This is a genomic window from Plantactinospora soyae (assembly GCF_014874095.1).
Lineage (GTDB): Bacteria > Actinomycetota > Actinomycetes > Mycobacteriales > Micromonosporaceae > Plantactinospora > Plantactinospora soyae.
On sequence record NZ_JADBEB010000001.1, the window covers coordinates 2,865,544 to 2,886,300 of the forward strand.

At 72.5% G+C, this 20,757-nt stretch carries 14 protein-coding genes and 1 pseudogene; 8 read left to right on the forward strand and 7 right to left on the reverse strand.

The genetic code is table 11. The features are described from left to right. The first annotated feature begins 148 nt into the window (after positions 1 to 148). The 7 genes from H4W31_RS44210 (at position 149) to H4W31_RS12910 (ending at position 8,678) form a co-directional block, all read left to right on the forward strand. Positions 149 to 1,408, forward strand: coding sequence for a sensor histidine kinase (locus tag H4W31_RS44210; protein WP_192766876.1), 1,260 nt, complete (start codon positions 149 to 151; stop codon positions 1,406 to 1,408). Beyond that, a complete protein-coding gene (locus H4W31_RS12885) occupies positions 1,405 to 2,097 on the forward strand; it encodes a response regulator (protein WP_192766877.1) in 693 nt (230 codons plus the stop codon). The genes H4W31_RS44210 and H4W31_RS12885 overlap by 4 nt, the downstream gene beginning before the upstream one ends. Before the next feature lie 67 nt (positions 2,098 to 2,164). Then, on the forward strand, positions 2,165 to 3,241 hold the full coding sequence (locus tag H4W31_RS12890; RefSeq protein WP_192766878.1) for an adenosine deaminase: 1,077 nt from the start codon (positions 2,165 to 2,167) through the stop codon (positions 3,239 to 3,241). Positions 3,242 to 3,796: 555 nt separating this feature from the next. After that, a complete protein-coding gene (locus tag H4W31_RS12895) occupies positions 3,797 to 7,204 on the forward strand; it encodes a sensor histidine kinase (protein ID WP_192766879.1) in 3,408 nt (1,135 codons plus the stop codon). After that, positions 7,201 to 7,605: a roadblock/LC7 domain-containing protein gene (locus H4W31_RS12900; protein WP_130465005.1), complete on the forward strand. Its 405-nt coding sequence runs from the start codon at positions 7,201 to 7,203 to the stop codon at positions 7,603 to 7,605. The genes H4W31_RS12895 and H4W31_RS12900 overlap by 4 nt, the downstream gene beginning before the upstream one ends. A 106-nt stretch (positions 7,606 to 7,711) precedes the next feature. Next, entirely contained in the window at positions 7,712 to 8,089 is a 378-nt protein-coding gene (locus H4W31_RS12905) for a DUF742 domain-containing protein (RefSeq protein ID WP_192772060.1), read from the forward strand. A gap of 1 nt (position 8,090) precedes the next feature. Further along, the gene (locus H4W31_RS12910; RefSeq protein WP_192766880.1) at positions 8,091 to 8,678 is read left to right on the forward strand and encodes a GTP-binding protein; all 588 of its coding nucleotides are present in this window, start codon (positions 8,091 to 8,093) and stop codon (positions 8,676 to 8,678) included. 465 nt (positions 8,679 to 9,143) lie between these two features. On the opposite strand, the gene H4W31_RS12915 is transcribed toward H4W31_RS12910, so the two are convergent. The 3 genes from H4W31_RS12915 to H4W31_RS12925 all read right to left on the reverse strand — a co-directional run bounded on the left by H4W31_RS12915 (position 9,144) and on the right by H4W31_RS12925 (position 14,172). After that, entirely contained in the window at positions 9,144 to 10,355 is a 1,212-nt protein-coding gene (locus H4W31_RS12915; protein WP_192766881.1) for an ABC transporter substrate-binding protein, read from the reverse strand. A 399-nt stretch (positions 10,356 to 10,754) separates the two neighbouring features. After that, positions 10,755 to 13,145, reverse strand: coding sequence for a serine/threonine-protein kinase (locus H4W31_RS12920; protein WP_192766882.1), 2,391 nt, complete (start codon positions 13,143 to 13,145; stop codon positions 10,755 to 10,757). 37 nt (positions 13,146 to 13,182) lie between these two features. Then, positions 13,183 to 14,172: a DNA primase gene (locus H4W31_RS12925; RefSeq protein WP_192766883.1), complete on the reverse strand. Its 990-nt coding sequence runs from the start codon at positions 14,170 to 14,172 to the stop codon at positions 13,183 to 13,185. Between the two features lie 154 nt (positions 14,173 to 14,326). On the opposite strand from H4W31_RS12925, the gene H4W31_RS12930 reads away from it, so the two are divergent. Continuing rightward, entirely contained in the window at positions 14,327 to 14,668 is a 342-nt protein-coding gene (locus H4W31_RS12930; RefSeq protein ID WP_192766884.1) for a PadR family transcriptional regulator, read from the forward strand. Positions 14,669 to 14,699: 31 nt separating this feature from the next. On the opposite strand, the pseudogene cydC reads toward H4W31_RS12930, so the two are convergent. The 4 genes and pseudogenes from cydC to H4W31_RS12950 form a co-directional block, all read right to left on the reverse strand. Then, positions 14,700 to 16,448, reverse strand: a pseudogene (cydC, locus tag H4W31_RS12935) (thiol reductant ABC exporter subunit CydC); the annotation flags it as partial. 11 nt (positions 16,449 to 16,459) lie between these two features. Continuing rightward, positions 16,460 to 18,253 carry a thiol reductant ABC exporter subunit CydD gene (cydD, locus tag H4W31_RS12940; RefSeq protein WP_192766886.1) on the reverse strand — a complete coding sequence of 598 codons (1,794 nt, stop codon included), beginning with the start codon at positions 18,251 to 18,253 and terminating at the stop codon, positions 16,460 to 16,462. Continuing rightward, the gene (locus H4W31_RS12945; RefSeq protein ID WP_192766887.1) at positions 18,250 to 19,353 is read right to left on the reverse strand and encodes a cytochrome d ubiquinol oxidase subunit II; all 1,104 of its coding nucleotides are present in this window, start codon (positions 19,351 to 19,353) and stop codon (positions 18,250 to 18,252) included. Before H4W31_RS12945 ends, cydD begins: the two co-directional genes overlap by 4 nt. Positions 19,354 to 19,365: 12 nt before the next feature. Further along, on the reverse strand, positions 19,366 to 20,625 hold the full coding sequence (locus H4W31_RS12950) for a cytochrome ubiquinol oxidase subunit I (RefSeq protein ID WP_192766888.1): 1,260 nt from the start codon (positions 20,623 to 20,625) through the stop codon (positions 19,366 to 19,368). Positions 20,626 to 20,757: the final 132 nt, after the last annotated feature.

Consider the following 20,757-nt stretch of genomic DNA (forward strand, 5'->3'; position numbering starts at 1 on the left):
CCACAACCGTGTCCGGGCCGAGGCTAGGAAGACCGGACGCTCCGCCGGAACACCCGACGGGGCGATCCGGGCGTACCCCCGGCGGGGTAGTCGGGCTGCTCCCGTGGGGTGATCCGGCCGGGTCGCCGTACCGGATAACGTCCGTGGTGTGCGGCGGCGGGATGTGGCGATCGACGTGGGCGTGGCCGGTCTGGTGTTCGGGCTCACCCTCGCGATCCTGCACGACGGCGGGCTGGGCGCCGCGACCCCGGAGGACCGCAGGCTGGACCTGTTCGGGGTGCTCCTGGCCGCCGTGGCCACCCTGCCGATCGCGGTACGCCGCCGGTGGCCGCTGACCGTCTACCTGGTCAGCGCGGCGGCCAGCCTGACGCTGCTGGCCTTCGGCTACACGCTCGACCTGGCGATCGGTACGGCGGTCGCCGCGTACTCGGTCGCGGTGGCGCACGGCGGGGACCGCCGCCCGGTCCGGCGCTGGGTCGCGCTCCTTGCGGTGGCGGCGTTCGTGCCCTCGATGACGCTGCTGTACGCGGTCGTCGGGGTCCGGCTGGCCGGGATCGGCACCGAGATGGTCACCACCGGCGCCATCTTCGTGTCGCTGTGGCTGGTCGGGGACCGGATCCGGCTGCGTCAGGAACGGATCGGCGCCCTGGAGGAGCAGGCCCGGCGGGCCGAGCGCGAGATGCTGCGGGAGCGCACCCTGGCCGCCGTGCAGGAACGGGCCCGGATCGCCCGGGACCTGCACGACTCGGCCGGCCACGCGGTCAACGTGATCCTGGTGCAGGCCGGTGCCGCCCGGCTGCTGCACCAACGGGACCCGGAGCGTTCCCGGCAGGCGATCGGCACCGTCGAGGAGGTGGCCCGGGGCCTGATCGGCGAAATCGACCGGCTGGTCCGGGCGCTGCGCGACGACGGGACCGCCGAGCTGGGCGTACCCGCCGATCCGGCGGCGCTCGACGAACTGCTCGCCCGGCACGAGGAGAGCGGGCTGCGGATCGTTGCCACCGAACGGGGCGTACGCCGGACGCTGCCGCCGAGTGTCGCCTGGTCGGCGTACCGGATCCTGCAGGAGGCGCTGACCAACGCGGCCCGGCACGGTCGGGGAAGTGCCGACGTCGGGCTGCTCTTCGGCCCGGAGGAAATGGAGATCACCGTGTCGAACCCGGTCGCCCGGGACGGCGGGAGCGGTACGACGACCGCCGCCGCCGGTGGGCACGGCATCGTGGGTATGCGCGAGCGGGCCACCCTGCTCGGCGGCAGCCTGGACGCCGTAGCCGGCCGGGACACGTTCCGGCTGCACGCCCGGCTTCCGTACCATTCGCTGATGCGGGTGGGCGATCCGGTGGAACGGCGGGCCGAGGCTCCGGTGACCGGCCGGCCCCCGCCGGCCGGGTCGGAGCCGGTGTCGTGACGGCGCCGCTGCGGGTGCTGATCGTCGACGACGACGACCTGATGCGGGCCGGCCTGCGGGCCGTGCTCTCCAGCGACGACACGATCCAGGTGGTGGACGAGGCCGCGGACGGCGCCCAGGCCGTGGCGCGGGTCCGGGAGGCCAGGCCGGACGTGGTGCTGATGGACGTCCGGATGCCGCGCGTGGACGGGATCGCCGCGACCAGGGAGATCACCGCCAGCACCTCGCAGGCCCGGATCCTGATCCTCACCACCTTCGAGGACGAGGACTACATCTTCGGCGCACTCCACGCCGGCGCCTCCGGCTTCCTGCTCAAACGCACCCGGCCCGAGCAGCTGATCGCCGCCATCCACGCGGTGGCCGAGGGCGACTCGCTGCTCTCGCCCTCGGTCACCCGTACGGTGATCGAGCGGATGGCGCGTTCTCCGCAGCCCGATCCGGCCGATGGGCGCCGGCTGCGCTCGCTGACCCCGCGCGAGCGGGAGGTGCTGGACCTCGTCGCCCGTGGGCTGGCCAACGCCGAGATCGCGACGACGCTGGTGGTCGAGGAGTCGACCGTGAAGACCCACCTGAAGCGGATCATGGCGAAGCTCGAACTGCGGGACCGGGTACAGGCCGTGATCCTGGCGTACGAGACGGGCCTGGTCCGGCCGGGCGAGCCACCCGTTCCGGGGGTGCCGCGGCCCTGACGTGGCGCCGGCCTCGTTCCGCCCGGGTCAGCGGGATGGGCGGTGACCGGGCCACTAATGTCAGTTCATGGCGGCAATCGACTACGAAGACATCGTCAGGGTTCCGAAGGCGCTACTGCACGACCACCTCGACGGCGGGCTGCGCCCGGCGACGATCGTCGAGCTGGCCGACGCGGTGGGGCATCCCCTGCCGACCACCGATCCGGCCGAACTCGGTCGCTGGTTCGTGGCGGCGGCCGACTCCGGATCGCTGGAACGCTACCTGGAGACGTTCGCGCACACCGTCGCCGTGATGCAGACGGTCGAGGGACTGCGCCGGGTCGCCGCCGAGTGCGCACTCGACCTGGCCGAGGACGGCGTGGTGTACGCCGAGATCCGGTTCGCGCCGGAGCAGCACCTGGAGCGGGGTCTGCGCCTCGACGAGGTGGTCGAGGCGGTGCTGGCCGGCTTCGCCGAGGGGGCGGCCCAGGCGGCTTCGGCCGGACGACCGATCCGGATCGGTACGCTGCTCACCGCGATGCGGCACGCCGCCCGTTCGCAGGAGATCGCCGAACTCGCGGTACGGCACCGGGACACCGGCGTGGTGGGGTTCGACATCGCGGGTGCGGAGGCGGGCTTCCCGCCCACCCGGCACCTGGACGCGTTCGAGTACCTGCAACGGGAGAACTTCCACTTCACCATCCACGCCGGCGAGGCGTTCGGCCTGCCCTCGATCTGGCAGGCGATCCAGTGGTGCGGTGCGGACCGGCTCGGACACGGCGTACGGATCGTCGACGACATCACCCCGGGGGCCCGGCCGGTGCTCGGCCGGCTCGCCGCGTACGTCCGGGACAAGCGCATCCCGCTCGAACTCTGCCCGTCGTCCAACGTGCAGACCGGCGCGGCCCCGTCGATCGGGGAGCATCCGATCGGGCTGCTGCGCGATCTGCGGTTCCGGGTCACCGTCAACACCGACAACCGGCTGATGAGCGGTACCTCGATGTCCCGGGAGATGGCGCTGCTGGTCGAGGCGTTCGGCTACGGCTACGCCGAGTTGCAGTGGTTCACCATCAACGCGATGAAGAGCGCCTTCATCCCGTTCGACGAGCGGCTGGCCATCATCAACGAAGTGATCAAGCCGGCGTACGGGAAGCTTCTGTCCTGATGCTCCGGTCTCCGTCCTGACTTCCCGGACTCCCACGGGAATCTCTTCGGTCGGGAAAACTGTCGGGCCGGCCAGTCCGGCTGTCCGGCCGGCCATTCGGCGGTCCGCACGGATCGCGTAATCCGGCACTTCGACCTTGCCGTACCGGACCGGTCGGGCAATGGTCTTCTCCGCCGTGGGAGTGCCAGGCTCGCGGTTGTCACCGGAGCCGATCGCGCCCGCCCGGCGCGGGGGCGTAGGGTTTCACCGTTCCGGTAACGTTCGATGCGTTGCGGCGCGGGATCCCCGGTTCGGGGCCGAGCACCGACCTTCCGAATTCGGACGGTGGGTACGCAGGAAGAGTGCGGACAGGATGCGTGACTACTCTGGGTAACTCCAGAAAGACAGACCGCTGTCAAATCGCGGGAAACTCCCCGCTGCGCTTACGGTCGGCGACAACCTGGGCTTTCTTCTTGAGTTGCGGCGTGATGGAATCTCGGAGGTCCGACCCACCCGGGTCGGTCGATCAGCGGTGCCCTGAGCCATCGGTGGGGTACTGGATGGGAAGGCGGTGACGTGAGCAAGCGGCCGAAGACAGCGAGCCCGTTCCTGTCGCGTCTCCGTTGGCCGGCCGGTCGGCTTCGCGACATGCCGATCTGGTCGAAGCTCGGTCTTATCATGATCGCGCCGACCATCGCGGTCGTCGTGGTCGGTACGACCGGCATCGTCGACCACATGGGAACACTGGACGACGCCAACCAGGCCCACACTCTGGCGACCCTCTCCGAGGCGTCCGGGCAACTGGTGCACGACCTCCAGGACGAGCGGGCCAACGCGGTGCTGCTGCTCGGCACGACCAACGCCGCGCGACGCAAGGAATACCTGGAGCTCTACAACAAGGTGCACGGGCGGGTGGACGGCGCCAAGGGCCCGTACTCCGAGCGCCGCGCCCAGCTCGACGAGCTCCCAGCCAACTTCGACGCCCTGCTCGGCCGGATCGACCAGAGCCTCGCCGACCTACCCGGACTCCGCAGCCAGGTCATCAACCTCAAGCTTCAGCTCACGACCGCCGTACAGCAGTACGAGGGTCTGATCAACGAGCTGCTGGACATCCGTGACCTCGCCTCGCAGCTGGCCGGCGACACCTCGCTGAGCGACCGGATGCGGGCCGGTGCGTTGACCGCGCGCGGCAAGGAGTTCCTGTCGATGCGCCGCGTCGTGGTGCACCGCGCCCTGATCGACAATCGGCTGACCCCGGCGCTGCGGACCGACTACATCGCGACCGAGACCGGGCAGCAGCAGGCGTTGCAGAGCTTCCAGGCGGTAGCCAGCCGGGCCGAGTTCGAGTTCTACAACCAGACCGTCGCCGGTGCGGACCAGCGCGAGGTCGACGGCTACAGCGGTTACATCCGCAGCAAGACCGACGAGAGCATGGCGGACGCGGACTTCAACGCGGACGACTGGGACGCCGCGATGGTCGGCAACGCCGGTCTCATCCGCGCGGTCGAGGTCAAGCTCGACGCCGACGTGCTCGCCCAGGCCAGCGAGCTGCGCGGCGACGTGCAGCGGCAGGTGTTCCTGGAAACCGGCCTGCTGCTGAGCATGCTGCTGGTGGCCATCCTCTTCGCGTACCTGGTCGCCCGCTCGATGGCCCGTTCGCTGCGGGAGCTGCGACACGGTGCGCTCTCGATCGCCCAGCACGGCCTGCCGCACGCCGTGTCCCGGCTGCGTGACCCGCAGTTCACCGCGCAGATGTCGCCCGTGCAGGTCGCCAACCAGATCGCCGAGCCGTTGCCGGTCCGCAGTAGGGACGAGTTCGGCCAGGTCACCGAGGCGTTCAACGCGGTCCACCTCGAAGCGGTCCGGACCGCTGCGGAGCAAGCCGCGCTGCGGGCGTCGGTCGCGACGATGTTCGTCAACCTCGCCCGTCGTTCGCAGATCCTGGTCGACCGGCTGATCGGTCACCTGGACCGGCTGGAACGTGGCGAAGAGGACCCGGACCGGCTCGCCGAGCTGTTCCAGCTCGACCACCTCGCGACCCGGATGCGGCGTAACGACGAGAACCTGCTGGTGCTCGCCGGCGCCGACTCGACCCGGGTGCAGCGCGAGCCGGCGGCACTGATCGACGTGCTGCGGGCCGCGCAGTCCGAGGTCGAGCACTACACCCGGATCGACTTCGGGATGGTCGACCGGGACATCGAGGTCCAGGCGCAGGCCGTCAACGACCTGGTGCACCTGGTGGCGGAACTCTTCGACAACGCGACCGCCTTCTCGCCGCCGGACTCCCAGGTGATGGTGGAGGCCCGCCGGGTCGGCGACCGCGCGACGCTGTACGTCGAGGACCGTGGCATCGGCATCACCGCCGAGCAGTTGCACGACCTCAACGAGCGGCTCGCCACGCCGCCCGCGGTCGACGTGACCGTGTCCCGGATGATGGGTCTGGTCGTGGTCGCCCGACTGGCGTCCCGGCACGGGGTCCAGGTCGAACTGCGGCCCGGAACCGACCGGGGCACCGTCGCCGACGTCACGCTGCCCACCTCGGTACTGATCCCACGGGCGCTCTCCGGCCGGGCGCAACATCCCGGAGGCCTGCCGCCCACGGCGCAGTCGCCGTCGCCGGCCGCCCCGGCCCAGCGCCCCGCGTTCGGCGCCCCGCTCGCGCTGGAGAGCGGTCCGGCCGCGCCGGCACCGCGCGCCGCCGACCACGACACCGCGCCGGCAGGCCGGCCGTTCAGTCCGGCCACCAACGGCGGCGGGCACTCCAGCCCGCCGGCCGGCGAGGTACGGGGAATGCCGGCCTGGTCCGACCTGACCGGGGCACGGGCCGGGCTCAACGGCGGTGACCCGTTCACTCCACGGCTGCCCAACGGGCACGACATCGAGCCACTGCCGCAGCGGCGGGCCTCGGAGCAGGACGCCGAGGCGCTGGGGCCGACCGACACGATGTCCGGCTTCACCATCCCCCGGCAGCGGCCGACCACGCCGGACCCCCAGCCCGGCGGGTACAACGCGCCACCTCCGGTGTCCGCCCCACCGGTCTCGGCGCCGCCGTTCGGTGGCACGCCGTCGGCCAGTCCGTTCGGCGGCCCGCCGGCGGCCGCCCCGCCGCCGGCTCAACTGCCACCACCGGCCCCCCTCGCCCAGCCCGCCGCGTCCGCCGCCGGTGCACCGCCGGCGTGGCCGCCGGTGAACACGCCCGACCGGGAGGCCGCGGCACCGCCGGTCCCCGAGCGGCTGGCCGCCGCGCTGGACATGACCGCCGAACTGCCCCGGATGGCCCGGCCGGCCGCCGAGGCAACGGCGAACGTGGAGGCCCGGCCGAAGTTCGCCGACGAGACGATGGAACTGCCGATCTTCCGCGAGCTGGAGTCGGCCTGGTTCCGCACCCGGCGTACGCCGGAGGAAGCCGGTGTACGTCCGCTGGGAGCCACCACGGCAACCCAGGCCGCCAGCCGGGCCGGCGCGGTGGACACCGCTGTCCCCGAGACGGTCCAGACCGCATCCTCACCGACGAGTAACGCGGCAATGGTGAACAACCCGGTGCCCGTCACCCAGAGTCCGCCCACCGGCCCGGCCGGCATGGGTGGGTCTCCGGCCGGTGGCAACGGCGCCGGGCGGCCGGGCGAGAGGTCGGGTGGCTGGCGTACGGCCGCCGACGACGGCTGGCGGGCGGCCATGGCGGCCACCACGGCAGCCACGGCACCGGCTCCCGCCGAGACAACTCAGACCGGCCTCCCCAAGCGGGTGCCGATGGCCCAGTTGGTGCCCGGAGCCGTGGAGAAGCCAGTCATCTCGGCACAGCGTCGTACACCGGAGGCGGTGCGTGGACTCCTGTCCGCGTACCACCGTGGGGTGCAGCGTGGCCGCACGAACCCCACAGACGACCAGTCGACCAACCCGGAGGCGACTCCGGCAGGGCAGCAATCCCCGCAGGCCGATGTGGGCCCCGCGGCCGCTAGCGGCCAGAAGGAGCATGAAGGATGACATCTACGCAGGATCTCGGTTGGCTGCTGGCCAACTTCGCCGATCGTGTGCCCGGCGTCGCCCACGCGATCGCTGTTTCCGCGGACGGTCTGCTCCTGGCGTCGTCACGCGACCTTCCGCGCGACCGGGCGGATCAGCTCGCCGCGATCGCGTCCGGCCTGGTCAGCCTCACCCAGGGAGCGGCGCGCTGCTTCGAGGGTGGTGCCGTGCTGCAGACAGTGGTCGAGATGGACAATGGTTTCCTGTTCCTGATGTCCATCTCGGACGGATCGTCGTTCGCGGTCCTCGCCGCCCGCAGCTGTGACGTCGGACAGGTGGGGTACGAAATGGCACTCCTCGTCGATCGGGTAGGTGACGCGTTGACGCCGCCGACCCGGGCCGCCGCGGGAATGCTCAGCTAGTGGTACCCGGCTGACGCCAGACGACAGCCGGTGCGACGACAATGGAACAATGACGAACTCCAGGGTTTGAGTCTCGGGTACGACGAGAAGGGGGTGAACGGCGATGATGGCCGAACGCGACGAGCCGACCGGCGCGCTGGTGCGGCCATACGCCGTCACCCGTGGTCGTACCAGGCCGAGGCTCGACATTGCCCTGGAAGCGCTCGTCGAAACGACGGTGCGCGGTCGGTCCGCCGGGAACGGCAATGGCGGCCAGGGCCGGGAGCATCAATACATCGCCGCGCTGTGTGATGGTCGGCTGCAGTCGCTCGCGGAGATCGCGGCGCGGATGCAGTTGCCGCTTGGAGTGGCTCGGGTCCTTATCGCCGACATGGCTGCCGATGGCATGGTGGCGGTGCACGAACCGACAATTCTGGACGACTCAAACGACGCGGTGGGCACTGAACTGCTGGAGAGGGTGCTGAGTGGACTTCGCAGGCTCTGACATGTCGCACCGCCCAACGGCCGGGCGCGTGACATCGGCGAAGATCGTCATCGCCGGTGGCTTTGGCGTCGGCAAGACGACGCTGGTCGGCTCGGTCTCGGAGATCACGCCGCTGACCACCGAGGCGATCATGACGTCGGCTGGTGTAGGTGTCGATGACACCCGCCAGGTGCCGGGCAAGACGACCACGACGGTCGCCATGGACTTCGGTCGGATCTCGATCGACCGGGACCTGATCCTGTACCTGTTCGGCACGCCGGGCCAGACGCGTTTCTGGTTCATGTGGGACGAACTGGTGCGAGGGGCGATCGGGGCGGTGGTCCTTGTGGACACCCGCCGGTTGGCCGACTGCTTCGCGGCCATCGACTTCTTCGAGCATCGGCGGCTGCCGTACCTCGTGGCGATCAACTGCTTCGACGGTATGCAGTATCACGACCCGCAGGATGTGCGGGACGCGCTGGCCATCTCCAGTGACGTTCCGGTCGTCGCGTGCGACGCCCGGAACCGGGAGTCGACCAAGCACGTGCTGATCTCGCTGGTCGAGTACGTGCTGACGATGCGGCGTACCCGCGCCGTCGCCCCCGCCTGACCGACGCGTACGTCGGTCGGCGGGAGCACGCCGCTCGTCGGTGTCGTTCCTGCCGGACGACGCCGTCGAGCTCGCGCTGCGCTGCCGGCTGCCCTGGTCCTGACTGGGCGGTCGGCGCTCTGCCGCGGCGTCGGCGACCCGGCCTTGGCGTCCGGACAGGACGGTTGCTGCCGGCCCGGCAGGTCAGCACGCCCGAGCAGGCCTGTCGGCGCGCTCAGGTACCACGTGCAGACCGACGCCGGCCCCGTCGTCGTACCTGTTGTCCGGCCGGCGCATCGCGCTGTCCCACGTCGTCGCCCGGCGGGCCCGGTGCCGGCTCGTGGTGGCTTGTGGTGCACCGGCAATCGGCCGGGCGGGCACCCCGGGTGGGCAGAGCCGGCTCGCGCAGCGCCCCGGCCGACCCGAACGGTCCCGGTCAGCGGTGCACGGGCATCCGGTCCGGGGGCGGCGTGCAGGAGCAGGTGGTCAGGAGACCCGGCTCCAGGCACCCGAGGAGACCGTGAAGACACCGAGCGAGTCCGCGTCCATCCCGCCGTGCCGGATCGGCGCGAACGAGTACGCCCCGGCGATCCCCTCGGTGATCTGGTTGCCCAGGTAGGCCCGCAGCCGGCCCCGGTCGACACTCTTGGCGAGCCGGGCGGCGTTGACGACGAGCTGTAGCGCGTCCGAGGCGTACGGGGCGAATCCGCTGAACGAGCCGTGCTGGTGGACGTAGCGGTAGACGAAGTCCCGACGGGCCAGCCCGGCGGTCGTGGTGTTGGTCAGCGACGAGCCGCCGAGCGAGATCGGGTGCACGGCGTACGCCCCCTCGACCGCCGGCGCGTTCTCCGGGGAGAGGGTCTCCTCGGCGACGGCACCGGAGTCGAAGAGGATCGGTCCGGTGTAGTCGGCCTTCCGCAGTGCCCGGGCGGCGGCGCCGGCGTAGGGCGCGGTCGCCCAGACGATCACCGCCTCGGGGTTCTTCCCAGCGATCCGTTCCGCGGCCGGGCCGAAGTCGGCGTTCTCGGCGCGCGGCAGTCGTACGCTCCGGACCAGTTCGCTGTCCACGCCCCGCAGAGCCGCTGTGATGGCCCGTACGCCCGAATCTCCGTGTGCGCCACTCGCAGCCAGCAGGGCGACCCGTTCGTGCCGCTGCGTGCGAATGAGCTGGGCCAGCGCCCGGGCCACGTCGCGGGCGTCCGGTGTCAGCCTGAAGACGAAGGTCCGCTGGGCCAGCGGAAGGGTGATGTTGTCGGCGCCGGCGAAGGAGATGAACGGCAGTTGCTGCTGCTGTGCGACGGGGGCGATCGCCAGCGAGGTCTCGGCGAGACAGCCGCCGATCAGCGCGTGCACGTTCTCGCGGGTGGCGAGTTCGGCGGTGTGCTGGGCGGCGACGCGCGGGTCGCTGGCGTTGTCCCGGACGACGAGTCGGATGTTGCGGCGGAGGTTGCCGACCGGCACGCCCACCTCGTTGAGGGTGTCGGCGGTGATCTGGAGCGCGCGTTCCTGCTGCACTCCCAGGACCTTGCCGACCCCGCTGAGTTCGAGGCTCGCGCCGATCACCAGTTCCTTGGCGCCGGTGCCGGGCGGCCCGGTCTGCTCCTCGTCCCGGCCGCAGGCGGCGAGCAGGGTGGTTGCCGCCGCCGCCAGGAGACCACGTCGACTCAGCGTCCACGCCTCGACTGCCGGTCCGGCCATCCGACGCCACCCTTCATGCCCTGCTCACAGGGGTTGCCTACGGTTCCGCCGGTATGGTCGCGGCCGGTGTGGTCCGCCGTCAACTCTCGGGGCTGTGGTGAGAAACACGCAGGCCAGGACGTGCTTGGGACTGACTGGCCGGTCAGTTGATCAGTTCCGGCCGAACGGCCGGTTCGTCCCGCCCCGCAGCCGACCGTTCCGGCTACCCGGGACGGTCGGGGACCCCGACGACCCACCGAACCGGCGGTCGGCCGGTCCCGTTCGGCGTCCGGCGGTCCAACGCTCGGTGGGGAGTGGCCGGCCCGTCCGGAAACGCGTCGTCGCGCCCGCCGGGACGCCGGCCACCCCGCGTGGGGTACCGGACTTCCTCGGCGAGCGCGACAGTCGGGCGTACGCCCGTCAGGAGCGGTAGCCCGCTGAGCGGTACTCGTAGTCCATGTTCTCGGCCCGCTCGTCAGGATCCCGGCTGAAGTCCCAGCCGCCGGCCGCCTCGCGGCCCGGACGGCCGCCGACGGCGTAGCCGCCGATCTCCTGGCCACGTCGCCAGCCCCGGAAGTAGCCGGTGGTGTGTTCGGCGATCCGTGCCGCGTCCCGGACGATCCGCAGTGGCCGCTCGTCCCGCAGCGGAGAACCGGGCACCAGGTTCGCCTGGGGTACCCGCTTGGGCAGCCCAGCCCCGGTCGAGGCGCCCACCGACGGCCGAGCTGCCTGCTCGGCGGCCCGCCATCCGGTGTCGGCCGTCGACGACCACTCGACCTCGGGGGTCTCCTCCTCGTCGGAGTGGCCGGTGAACCAGGCCGACCGGGCCGCCGCGAAGATCAGCAGATCGCCGTCGCCCTCGTCGGAGACCGGAGGCGCGCTGGTCTCGACATTCCGGCGGGGTAGCGGAGCCGGCTCCGGCAGAGCCGCGTTCGCCTGTTCCACCAGCCGCAGCGGTGGATTGTCGGCGGGGAGTCCGTTGTGTAGCGCCCGGTCGGCGAGCGGCGGCGGCTCGACCAGCCGCAGCGTCGGCGGCTCCGGCGGCAGGTCGTCCGCCTGCCACGGCGGCGTCACCCGCCCGTCCGTCGGGGCCGGGCTGACCGTCGGGGCCGGGCTGACCGGTGCGTCCCGGTTGGTGGGCTGGCCACCGTGGTACGACGAGTACGCCGAGGGAACCTGCCCGGCGGCCCGGTCGTCCTGCTCGTCGGAGTTGACCAGCGGCCAGTTCGCCCGGGACCCCGGCGGTGGGGTCGGCTCGGGGCGGACGGCCGGTACCGGCACGGTGAGCCCGGCCGCGGAGAAGGTCCCCTGCCGGGTCGGGGAGTCCCCATTGGTCTTCGGCCGAGGTGTGATCGGCGTCGGCCGCTGCCGCTCGTTCCGGGCGTTGTTGATCGCCGCGGTGGTGAGGGTGGCCCGGAACGGTTCGCCCGCCTCGGCCGGCGGGATCGCGCCGCGTCCGGACGACATCGGCGTGATGCCGGGCGGCGGTGGTGGCGGCGCGGAGACCGGCCGGTTGGCCGGCGCTTCGTGGTGGTAGGCCGGCGGCGCGGAGGAGGGGGCCGACGATCGCGACTCCCGGGGCGGGCCGGAGACCGGCATGACCGGCATGGAGAGCGTCGCGGCGGGTGCCATCGGCGGCGCGGAGGCGGGAGTGACCGGCGGCGGGGCCATCGGCGGTGGTGCGATCGGTGCCGGTGCGACCGGGGGCGGACCCAACGGCGCGGGCGTGACGGGAGTGCCGCTGGCCGCTGCCGGCTGGTGCCGGTTCCGGCGGCCACCGCTGGGCAGCGGTTCCCGGGACGGGGACGATGCCGCAGGCAGCCCCGGGGAGGAGGGCGTCACCGTCGGCAGGTCGACGGGAGCGGCTCGCCGACCGGCGCGGCGAGGGGTCGGGTTCGGCGTCGAGACCCGGGAGGACAGGGTGCCGACCAGCGCGTCGCAGCCGGCGTCGCAGGCGCGTACCGCCGCCACCGCCTGGCGTACGGTCTCCGCCGCGGCGGAGGTGAGCGCCTTGCTGGTGGTGCCGCGCCGAGGCGTCTCCGCGATGGCGACCCGCAGCGCGGTGACGGCCTCGGTGATCACGGCGGCCTCGGCGACACCGTCCGCCGCGAGGTGCGCGGCGATGGCGTCGGTGGCGACCGAGGTGTCCCGGCCCCGCGCGCTGGTGCCACCGAGCATGCCGGGCTCGGGAAGCGCGTCCAGCACCGCGAGGGAGACCGGCTCGGCCGGGTCGGGGTAGGCCCGCAGTGCGGCCGGGTAGAGCTCGCGCAGCACCTCGCGCAGGGCCACGGCGGCGGCGTGCCGGCCGTTGGCGAGCGCGGCGTGCGCGGCGAGCACCGGCTTGAAGCCGATGAGATCGCGAGGCGCGGGCAGGGTGGCGGCGGACAGGGCGCCGGCCTGTAACGCGCGGGCGAGCCCGACGGCACGTCGTTCGGCCGGGGCGGCCTCCCGCTCCTCCAACGACTCGTCGTCGGCGAACCGCTCGGCGAAGTCGTCGACCGAGTCGTCGTCCGCGATCGCCAGTGGACGACCGGCCGCGCTCAGCAACGACGTCACCATGTGGTCGTCGCTGTCCGCCGCGACGGCCGCGCCGCTCGGACCGCTGCCCCGTTCGACGAGCACCGTACCGAGCCGGGCGTAGCCGGCAGGGTCATCGGTGATCTCGCAGACATGGAGCAGCCTGCCTGCGTCGTCGACCACCGCAGAGGTCAGTGTCGTCGCGGCCGAAGCCGGCCGACCCGCTGAATCCGCCGAGGCCAGACCGCAGTACACCCGCACGAGCGCCACGGCGTCGTCCTCCTCCCGAGACACAAGGGTGTGCCAAAGACTGATGCTCCCTGGTAAGGGGTCAATCGCGCCAGTCTACGGCGGCAGAGATCTTGCCGATAATCGTGCGCCACCCGAGACTTGCCGTTTGTGCCCCGATTTTCTTGAGCCGTCGCCGACCCCGGAAACCACCCAGGCCGCCGTTGACGGTAGCCCGGAGTGCCTCGTCGAGGTCGTCCAGGCTGGAGCCGGCCGACAACATGTCCAGTACGGCGGGGATGCGGAGCGCGTACGCCAGGTCGCGGGCCACCTCACCAGCCTCGATGAGCAGGGTGGCGTCCCACACGTCGTGCCCGCCGCGGAGGTTCTCCACGACGAGATCGAGCTCGTAGGAGTCCTCGTCCAGGGGCGCGACGTCGGCGGGTTCGACCCGCTCCACCAACTGGCCCCAGGTGTCCAACTGGTCCAGATCGTTCGGTGCGCCGGAACGGACGAATGTGACAAGCGCCTCAGGGCTCTTGAACAGCAGGAGCTTGCCGCGGTGGGTGAGGAACGCCGGCACGTCCTCCTCGGCCTCCGCCTCCGCCTCCGCCTCGGCGTCGGTCTCGTCGGCGTCGTCCTGGTCCTTGTCGCCCTTGCGGGCGGCCCGGTCCGTCGACTCGTCCTCGTCCGCCTCGTCGGCGAACTGCTCGGCGAGGTCCTCGTCGAGGATCACGACGGTCTCGTCGTCCTCGTCCTCGTCGTCGTCGGGGTCGGCCTGCCGGGACCGGTGGGCGAAGAGGTCGTCCTGCTCGCGGTCCTCGATGTCGGTCGGGGTGAGCGCGCTTGCCGGGCGGTAGGTCCGCAGGGTGAAGCCGGAGCCGGAGGGCAGCGCGATCTCCACCGGATCGATCCGGACCTCTTCCCACAACGAGCGGTCGGCGGTGCCGACGGTCTCGTCGTCGCCGTCGCTGTCGGCGGCGGCCTCCGGGGATTCGGCCTCGATCTGTCCGGGGTCGGCGGCCCCGTCGCTTCCGCCGGGCTCGTTGCCGGGCTCGTCGGTGTCGGGCCGGTGGGACGACTGGCGGGCCACGCTGACCTCCGTGTGCGCTCGATATGGGGCACCCGACGCGGCGAGGGTGCCGGCGGATCGGTGACTCTGCGCACACACCCTAGTAGGCCGGCGCCGGACGTGGATGCCGGCACCCCGTTGGAGTTCCGTGCATCTATTAGTAGGCTTGCTACCTATGAACGCGCAGGCGCTGCACGGCCATCTCGATGCGCTGCTGCTCGCGGTGCTCGAACGGGGTGCACTGCACGGGTACGCCATCATCGAGGCGCTCCGGGCCCGCAGCGGTGGCGCGCTCAACCTTCCCACCGGAACCATCTACCCGGCCCTGCGTCGGCTGGAGCGGGCCGGCTACGTCAGCAGCGTCTGGAGCACCGTCAACGGCCGGGAGCGGCGGACGTACGAACTCACCGGCGCCGGGCACCGTGCCCTGGCCGGCGAGCGGACGAGTTGGCAGCAGTTCAGTTCGACCGTGGGCCAGTTCCTGGGCGGCGTGCCGTCGCCGGGGGCGCCCGCCTGAGTTCGGGCGGGTCCGCCTCGACCGGCACCGGTCAGGCGCCCAGGGCCAGGTAGCCCTCTTCGGCGGCGGCCTGGCGTAGCCACTGCTCCCGGTACCAGCCGGGCTGCTCGACCAGTTCGGCGTGCGGGCCCCGGTGGGTGACCCGGCCCGAATCGAGCACGACGATCTCGTCGTACCGGTCCAATCCGGACAGCCGGTGGGTGACCAACAGCACCGTACGGTCCGGGCCGGCGTACGCGGTCGCGGAGGCGAGCACCCGGTCGGCGGCGCCGGGATCGAGACCCTCGGTCGGCTCGTCCAGCACCAGGACGTCGGCCGGGGCCGCCAGCAGGGCCCGGGCCAGGGCCAGCCGCTGGCGCTGCCCACCGGAGAGTTGTCCGCCGTCCTCGCCCACCATCGTGTCCCAGCCGGCGGGTTGCTGCCGTACCCAGTCCAGCAGGCCGGCCGCCTCGGCCGCGCCGGCCAGCTCGTCGTCGGTAGCCCCGGGCCGGCCGAGCAGCAGGTTCTCCCGAACCGACGCGTGGAAGACGTGTGCCTCGGCCAGCAGCCCGCTGACCATCCGGGGGAGCCGTTCGGCGGGATGGTCGTACAGGTCGGCACCGTCCAGCGTGACCTGGCCGCCGGTCGGCCGTACGGCGCCGGTCAGCACGGCGAGCAGGCTGCTCTTGCCCGCGCCGCTCGGACCGACGACGGCGATCCGGCTGCCCGGCGGAAGTTCGAGGCTGACCCGGTCGAGCGCGGGCGCGGCCTGCGGGTGGTACCGCACGCTCACCTCCGTCAACCGGCAGTGGGACCGTCCGGGAACGTCCGGTGCGGTCGGCGGGCCGTCGGCCGGCGAAGGCGCCGCCAGCTCGTCGGACTCGGCCAGCAACTCGGCCACCCGGTCCAGGCCGGTACGCAGCCGGGTCCACTGCCGGGCCGCGCCGACCAGCGCCAGCGCCGACTCGACGGCGGCGAGCGTGCCGACACCGAGCACGCCGACCAGGACACCGTCGACATCCGCCCGGAGCGCCACTGTCACCACCGCGGCGCTGGTCGCACCGGCGACCAGCACGCCCAGGCCGTCGACGGCCCAGCCCAGCGCCGCCGTCCGGCGTTCCAGCCGGGCGACCTCCCGGGCCCTGGCGTCCGCCCGGTCCAGCGCCGCCCGGGTCGCGCCGAAGGCGGCGAGGTCGGCGGCACCGTGGGTCAGGTCCACGGCGTCGGCGGCGAGCGCGCCCCGCAACGGGGCCACCCGGGCGGCGGTACGCCGGGTCAACGCCGTCGCCAGTGCCGGTAGGGCGACGGCGGCCAGCAGCAGCCCGCCGGCCACGACCAGCCCGGCGGCCGGTGCGACGGCGGACGCGCCGGCCACCGCGAGCAGGCCCACGACGGTGGCCGCGACCCCCGGGACCAGCACCCTGAGCAGCAGATCCTGTACCGCCTCCACGTCGGAGACGAGCCGGCTGAGGACGTCGCCGGAGCGCTGCCCGTCGCCGCCGCGCCGGGCTGCCAGGGCGGCGAAGACCCGGGCCCGGACCTCGGTGACGACGCGCAGGGTGGCGTCGTGGCCGGCCAGCCGCTCGGTGTAGCGCAGCACGCCCCGGCCGATCGCCAGGGCCCGTACCGCGACGATCGCGACGGTGAGGGCGTCGAGGGGTGGCCGCCCGGCCGCGGTGATCAGCAGCCAGGTCGCGGTCGCCATCAGGATCAGCCCGGCGAGTTCGGTGCCGGCCGCGAGCAGGCCCGCGCCGAGCAACCGACCCAGGTACGGCCGGGTCAGTCGCCAGATCGTCCGCTCGGCGTACAGCCTCACACCGCCACCTCCTCGGGCGTACCCGTGTCGGTCGGCGAGCCGAGCAGGGCCGGTGTCGCCTCGCTCACCCGCCCGTCCGCGACCCGCAGCACCCGGTCCGCCTCGGCCAGCAGTGCCGGCCGGTGCGCCACGAGCAGGGCGGTACGCCCGGCGACGAGCCGTCGCGTGCCGGCGAGTACGGCGGCCTCCGAGTCCCCGTCCAGCCGGGCGGTGGGCTCGTCGAGCAGTACGAGTGGGGCGTCCCGCAGGAAGGCCCGGGCCAGCGCCACCCGTTGGCGTTGCCCGCTGGACAGGCCGTGGCCGCGCTCGCCGAGCCGGGTGTCGAGGCCCTCCGGCAGCGCGGCGACGACCTCGGCCAGGCCGGCGGCCCGGACCGCGGCCCGCACCGACCCGGTTGTCGCGTCCGGTGCGCCGAGCCGGATGTTCTCGGTCAGGGACGTGCCGAACAGGTGCGCCCGCTGCGGCACCCAGGCCAGGTTCCGGCGCCAGGCGTCGAGGTCCAGGTCGGCGAGGTCGACGCCGTCCACGGTGATCCGTCCGCTGGTCGGCGAGACGAAGCCGAGCAGCAGGCTGAGCAGCGTGCTCTTGCCGGCACCGCTGGGGCCGACGATGGCGATCCGCTCGCCGGGCCGGATGGTGATGCTGACGTCCCGCAGTGCGGTGGTGCGTTCGTACGCGACCGTGACCGACTCGAACCGGATCTCGCCCGGCGGCCGGATCTCGCCCGGCGGCCAAATCTCGCCCGGCGGCCGGTCCTCACCTGCCGGCCCGCTTCCACCTGCCGGCCGGGACTCGGCTGCGGGCCGGATCTCACCCGCCGGTTGGCTTCCGGCCGGCGGTGGGGCATCCAGCAGGGTGAGCGCCTCGTCCAGCGCTGTCAGACCCTCCTGGCTGGCGTGGAACTGGCTGCCGGCGGCGCGTAGCGGCAGGAACGCCTCGGGCGCGAGCAGCAGCACCAGCAGCGCCGTCTGCAGGGCGAGCCCGCCGCCGAGCAGCCGGAGGCCGATCGGCACCGCGACCATCGCCACCGAGAGGGTGGCGACCAGTTCGAGCACCAACGCGGAGAGGAACGCGATCCGCAGCGTCTTCATGGTCGCCAGCCGGTGCTGGTCCGCCATCCGCCGGACCACCCCCACCTGGCTGCGTGCCCGCCCGAACACCCGGAGGGTGGGCAGCCCCGTCACCATGTCCAGGAAGTGGCCGCCGAGCAGCGTCAACCGGCGCCACTGGCGTTCCGTCGCGGCCTGCGCCTGCCAGCCCAGCAGGGCGCCGAAGACCGGGATCAGCGGCAGTGTCAGCGCGATGATCACGGCGGAACTCCAGTCGGCGAACACCAGCCGGGCGAGTACGGCCAGCGGCACCGTGAGGCTCAGCACGAGCTGTGGCAGATAGCCGGTGAAGTACGCGTCGAGGGCGTCCAGTCCGCGCCCGGCCAGGGTGGCGAGCTGGCCGGCACGCTGCCCGGACAGCCAGCCCGGCCCGCGCCGGCCGACCGCGTCGAGCAGGTCGGCCCGGAGCGCCGCCTTGACCGTCGCGGCGGCCCGCGCCGCCACCGTGCCCTGGGCCCAGACCAGTGCCGCCCGGCCGGCCACGCTGGCCACGAAGCCGGCCAGGGCGGTCCGGTCGAGGCGTCCACCCGCCGCCGAGGCCAGCACCATGGCGAGCGTGCTGGCCTGGGCGAGAACCAGTCCGGCGGCGGCCACGCCCAGCACGCCGAGCGCGGCGAGCGGACGCCGTGCACCGGGTACCCGGTGCAGCAGCCGCGGATCGAACGGGCGGCGACGGCTCACCAGTACACCGGCGTCCTGGCGTCGAGCCGGCCACGGAAGATCCACCAGGAGACCAACTGGAAGCCGAGCAGCGCGGGCAGCAGCGGCACGATCAGCCAGCTCAACAACCGCAGGGTGGGCTCGCTGGCGGCCGCCGCGCCCACCGTCAGGCTGGCCGCCGGATCGACGCTGGAGACCAGGGCGTACGGCCAGGTCGCGGCGCCGATCAGGAGCACCGGGGCGGCCAGCGCCAGCGAGGTGGCGGTGAACGCGAGTCCGGGGCGCCGCCGGTCGAACGCCCAGCGGGCGAGGAGCAGGGCGATCCCGGGTACGACCGGCAGCAGCACTCCGGCGACCGGCTGGTGCACCGCGTCGCGTACCCGGTCGGAGAGCAGGCCCAGGGCGGTGGCGGCGGCGATCGCGACCAGGGCGACCGGGACCAGCCGGCGGCCCATCCCGGCGAGCCGGTGACCGGAGTCTCCGGGCAGCCGGAGCGCCAGGAACGCGGCGCCGTGTACGGACACCAGCGCGACCAGCAGCAACCCGCCCGCCACGGTGAACGGCGTGAAGACCTGACCGGGTCCGGCGACGTGACCGTCGGCGGCGACCGGTACGCCCTGGACCAGCCCGGCGAGGACGATTCCCCAGCCACCGGCGGCGAGGACGCTGCCGGCGACGACGGCGCGGTCCCAGCGGTGTCGCCAACGGACGTCGGACGGGCGGCTGCGCAGCGGTACGGCGACGGTCACCACGACCACCCCGCCGAGCGCGAGCAGTACGGCCGGATAGAGCCCGGAGAGGAGTTCCCCCTCCAGCATCGGGAACGCGCCGAACAGGATGCCGACGGCGGCCACCAGCCAGACCTCGTTGCCGAGGAAGTACGGGCCGAGCGCGGTAAGGTCAGCCCGGCGCCGGTCCTCTCCGCCACCCTCGGAGCGTTTCCGGTCGGAGCGTTTCCGGTCGGAGCGTTTCCGGTCGGAGCGTTTCCGGTCGGAGCGTTTCCGGTCGGAGCGTTTCCGGTCGGGGCGGGCGAGCAGCATGCCGACGCCGTAGTCGTAGCCGCCGAGCACCAGGTAGGTGGCGAAGAAGAGACCGAGCAGGACGTACCAGGCGGTGTGCACGGATCTACCTCCTCACGCGTGGACCGGTACGGGGGCGGGAGCGGGCCGCTCCGCCGGTGGTGGCTCGGGCGGGCGGCCCAGGGCGAGATCTTCGGCACCCCGGGCGGCGTGCCGGGCCATCAGCACCCAGTTGACGACGGCGAGAGTGCCGAGCAGCAGCGTGAAACCGACGTACGAGCTGAGCAGCGTACCGCTGCCGACCGGGCTGACCGCGTCGGAGACCGGCAGCAGGCCGTACACCGCCCAGGGTTGCCGGCCCACCTCCCGGACCAGCCAGCCGGAGATCAGCGCGACGAACGGCAGTGGGGTGGAGAGCAGCACCAGGTAGAGCGGGAAACGCAGCCGGATGATCCAGTCGCGGTAGTAGAGCGGGAGCAGGAAGACCCCCCAGGCGAGGACGAAGGCGATCATCATCATCAGCTCCAGCGGCACACCGGTCCACTCCGGCGGGATGTAGTCGCCGGGACCGAACTGGCCGGTCCACCGTTCGAGTAGCCCCGCCTCGGCGACGTCCGTGCCGAACTTGGTGGGCTGTACCGCGCCGACCGCGCCGAACTGCGGAAAGCCGCTGCCCATCGTGAGCGTGGTGCCCAGCAGCCCGGCGACCAGGCCGAGTCGCAGTGACGTACGGAACAGGGCGTAGTCGGTGGTGCGCCGGATCAGGTGCCAGGAACTCACTCCGGCCATCAGCAGTCCGCCCGCCATCAGGGCCGCACCGAGCACGTGCGGAAGGGCGTGCGTGAGTGTGGGGTTGGCCAGCAGCGCGGAGAAGTCGGTCAGGTGGGCGACGCCGTCGCGTACCTCGTAGCCGACCGGGTTCTGCAGCCAGGAGTTGGCAACCATCACCCAGTACGCCGACGCGTACGCGGTGAGCGCCACGCCCCACAGCAACGCGAGGTGTACGCCCCGACGCAGCCGGTGCCAGCCGAAGATCCACATGCCGAGGAAGGTCGACTCCAGGAAGAAGGCGACGAGGGTCTCGATCGCCAGCGGGGCGCCGAAGACGTTGCCGACGTAGCGGGACAGCCCGCTCCAGTTCAGCCCGAACTGGAACTCCATCACGAGGCCGGTGGCGATGCCCAGCACGTAGTTGATGACGTAGAGCGTGCCCCAGAAGCGGGTGAGCCGCTCGTACACCGGCTTCTTGGTGATGAACCCGGCGGTCTGCAGGTAGACGAGGAGGGTGACCAGGCCCAGTGTCACGGCGACGAACAGGAAGTGGATCGATGCCGTGCTGGCGAACTGTAGGCGGGCGATCAGGAGCGGGTCCATGGCAACCCTTCGGCGTCGGTGTCGCTTTGGCAGGCAGCCTATGAGTAGGCGACCTACCTATGCGTACAGCGCACGAAGTATCTTTTCGTACTGCTTCCGCAGTAGCTCCATGTTACTACGAGTCGTAGTAGA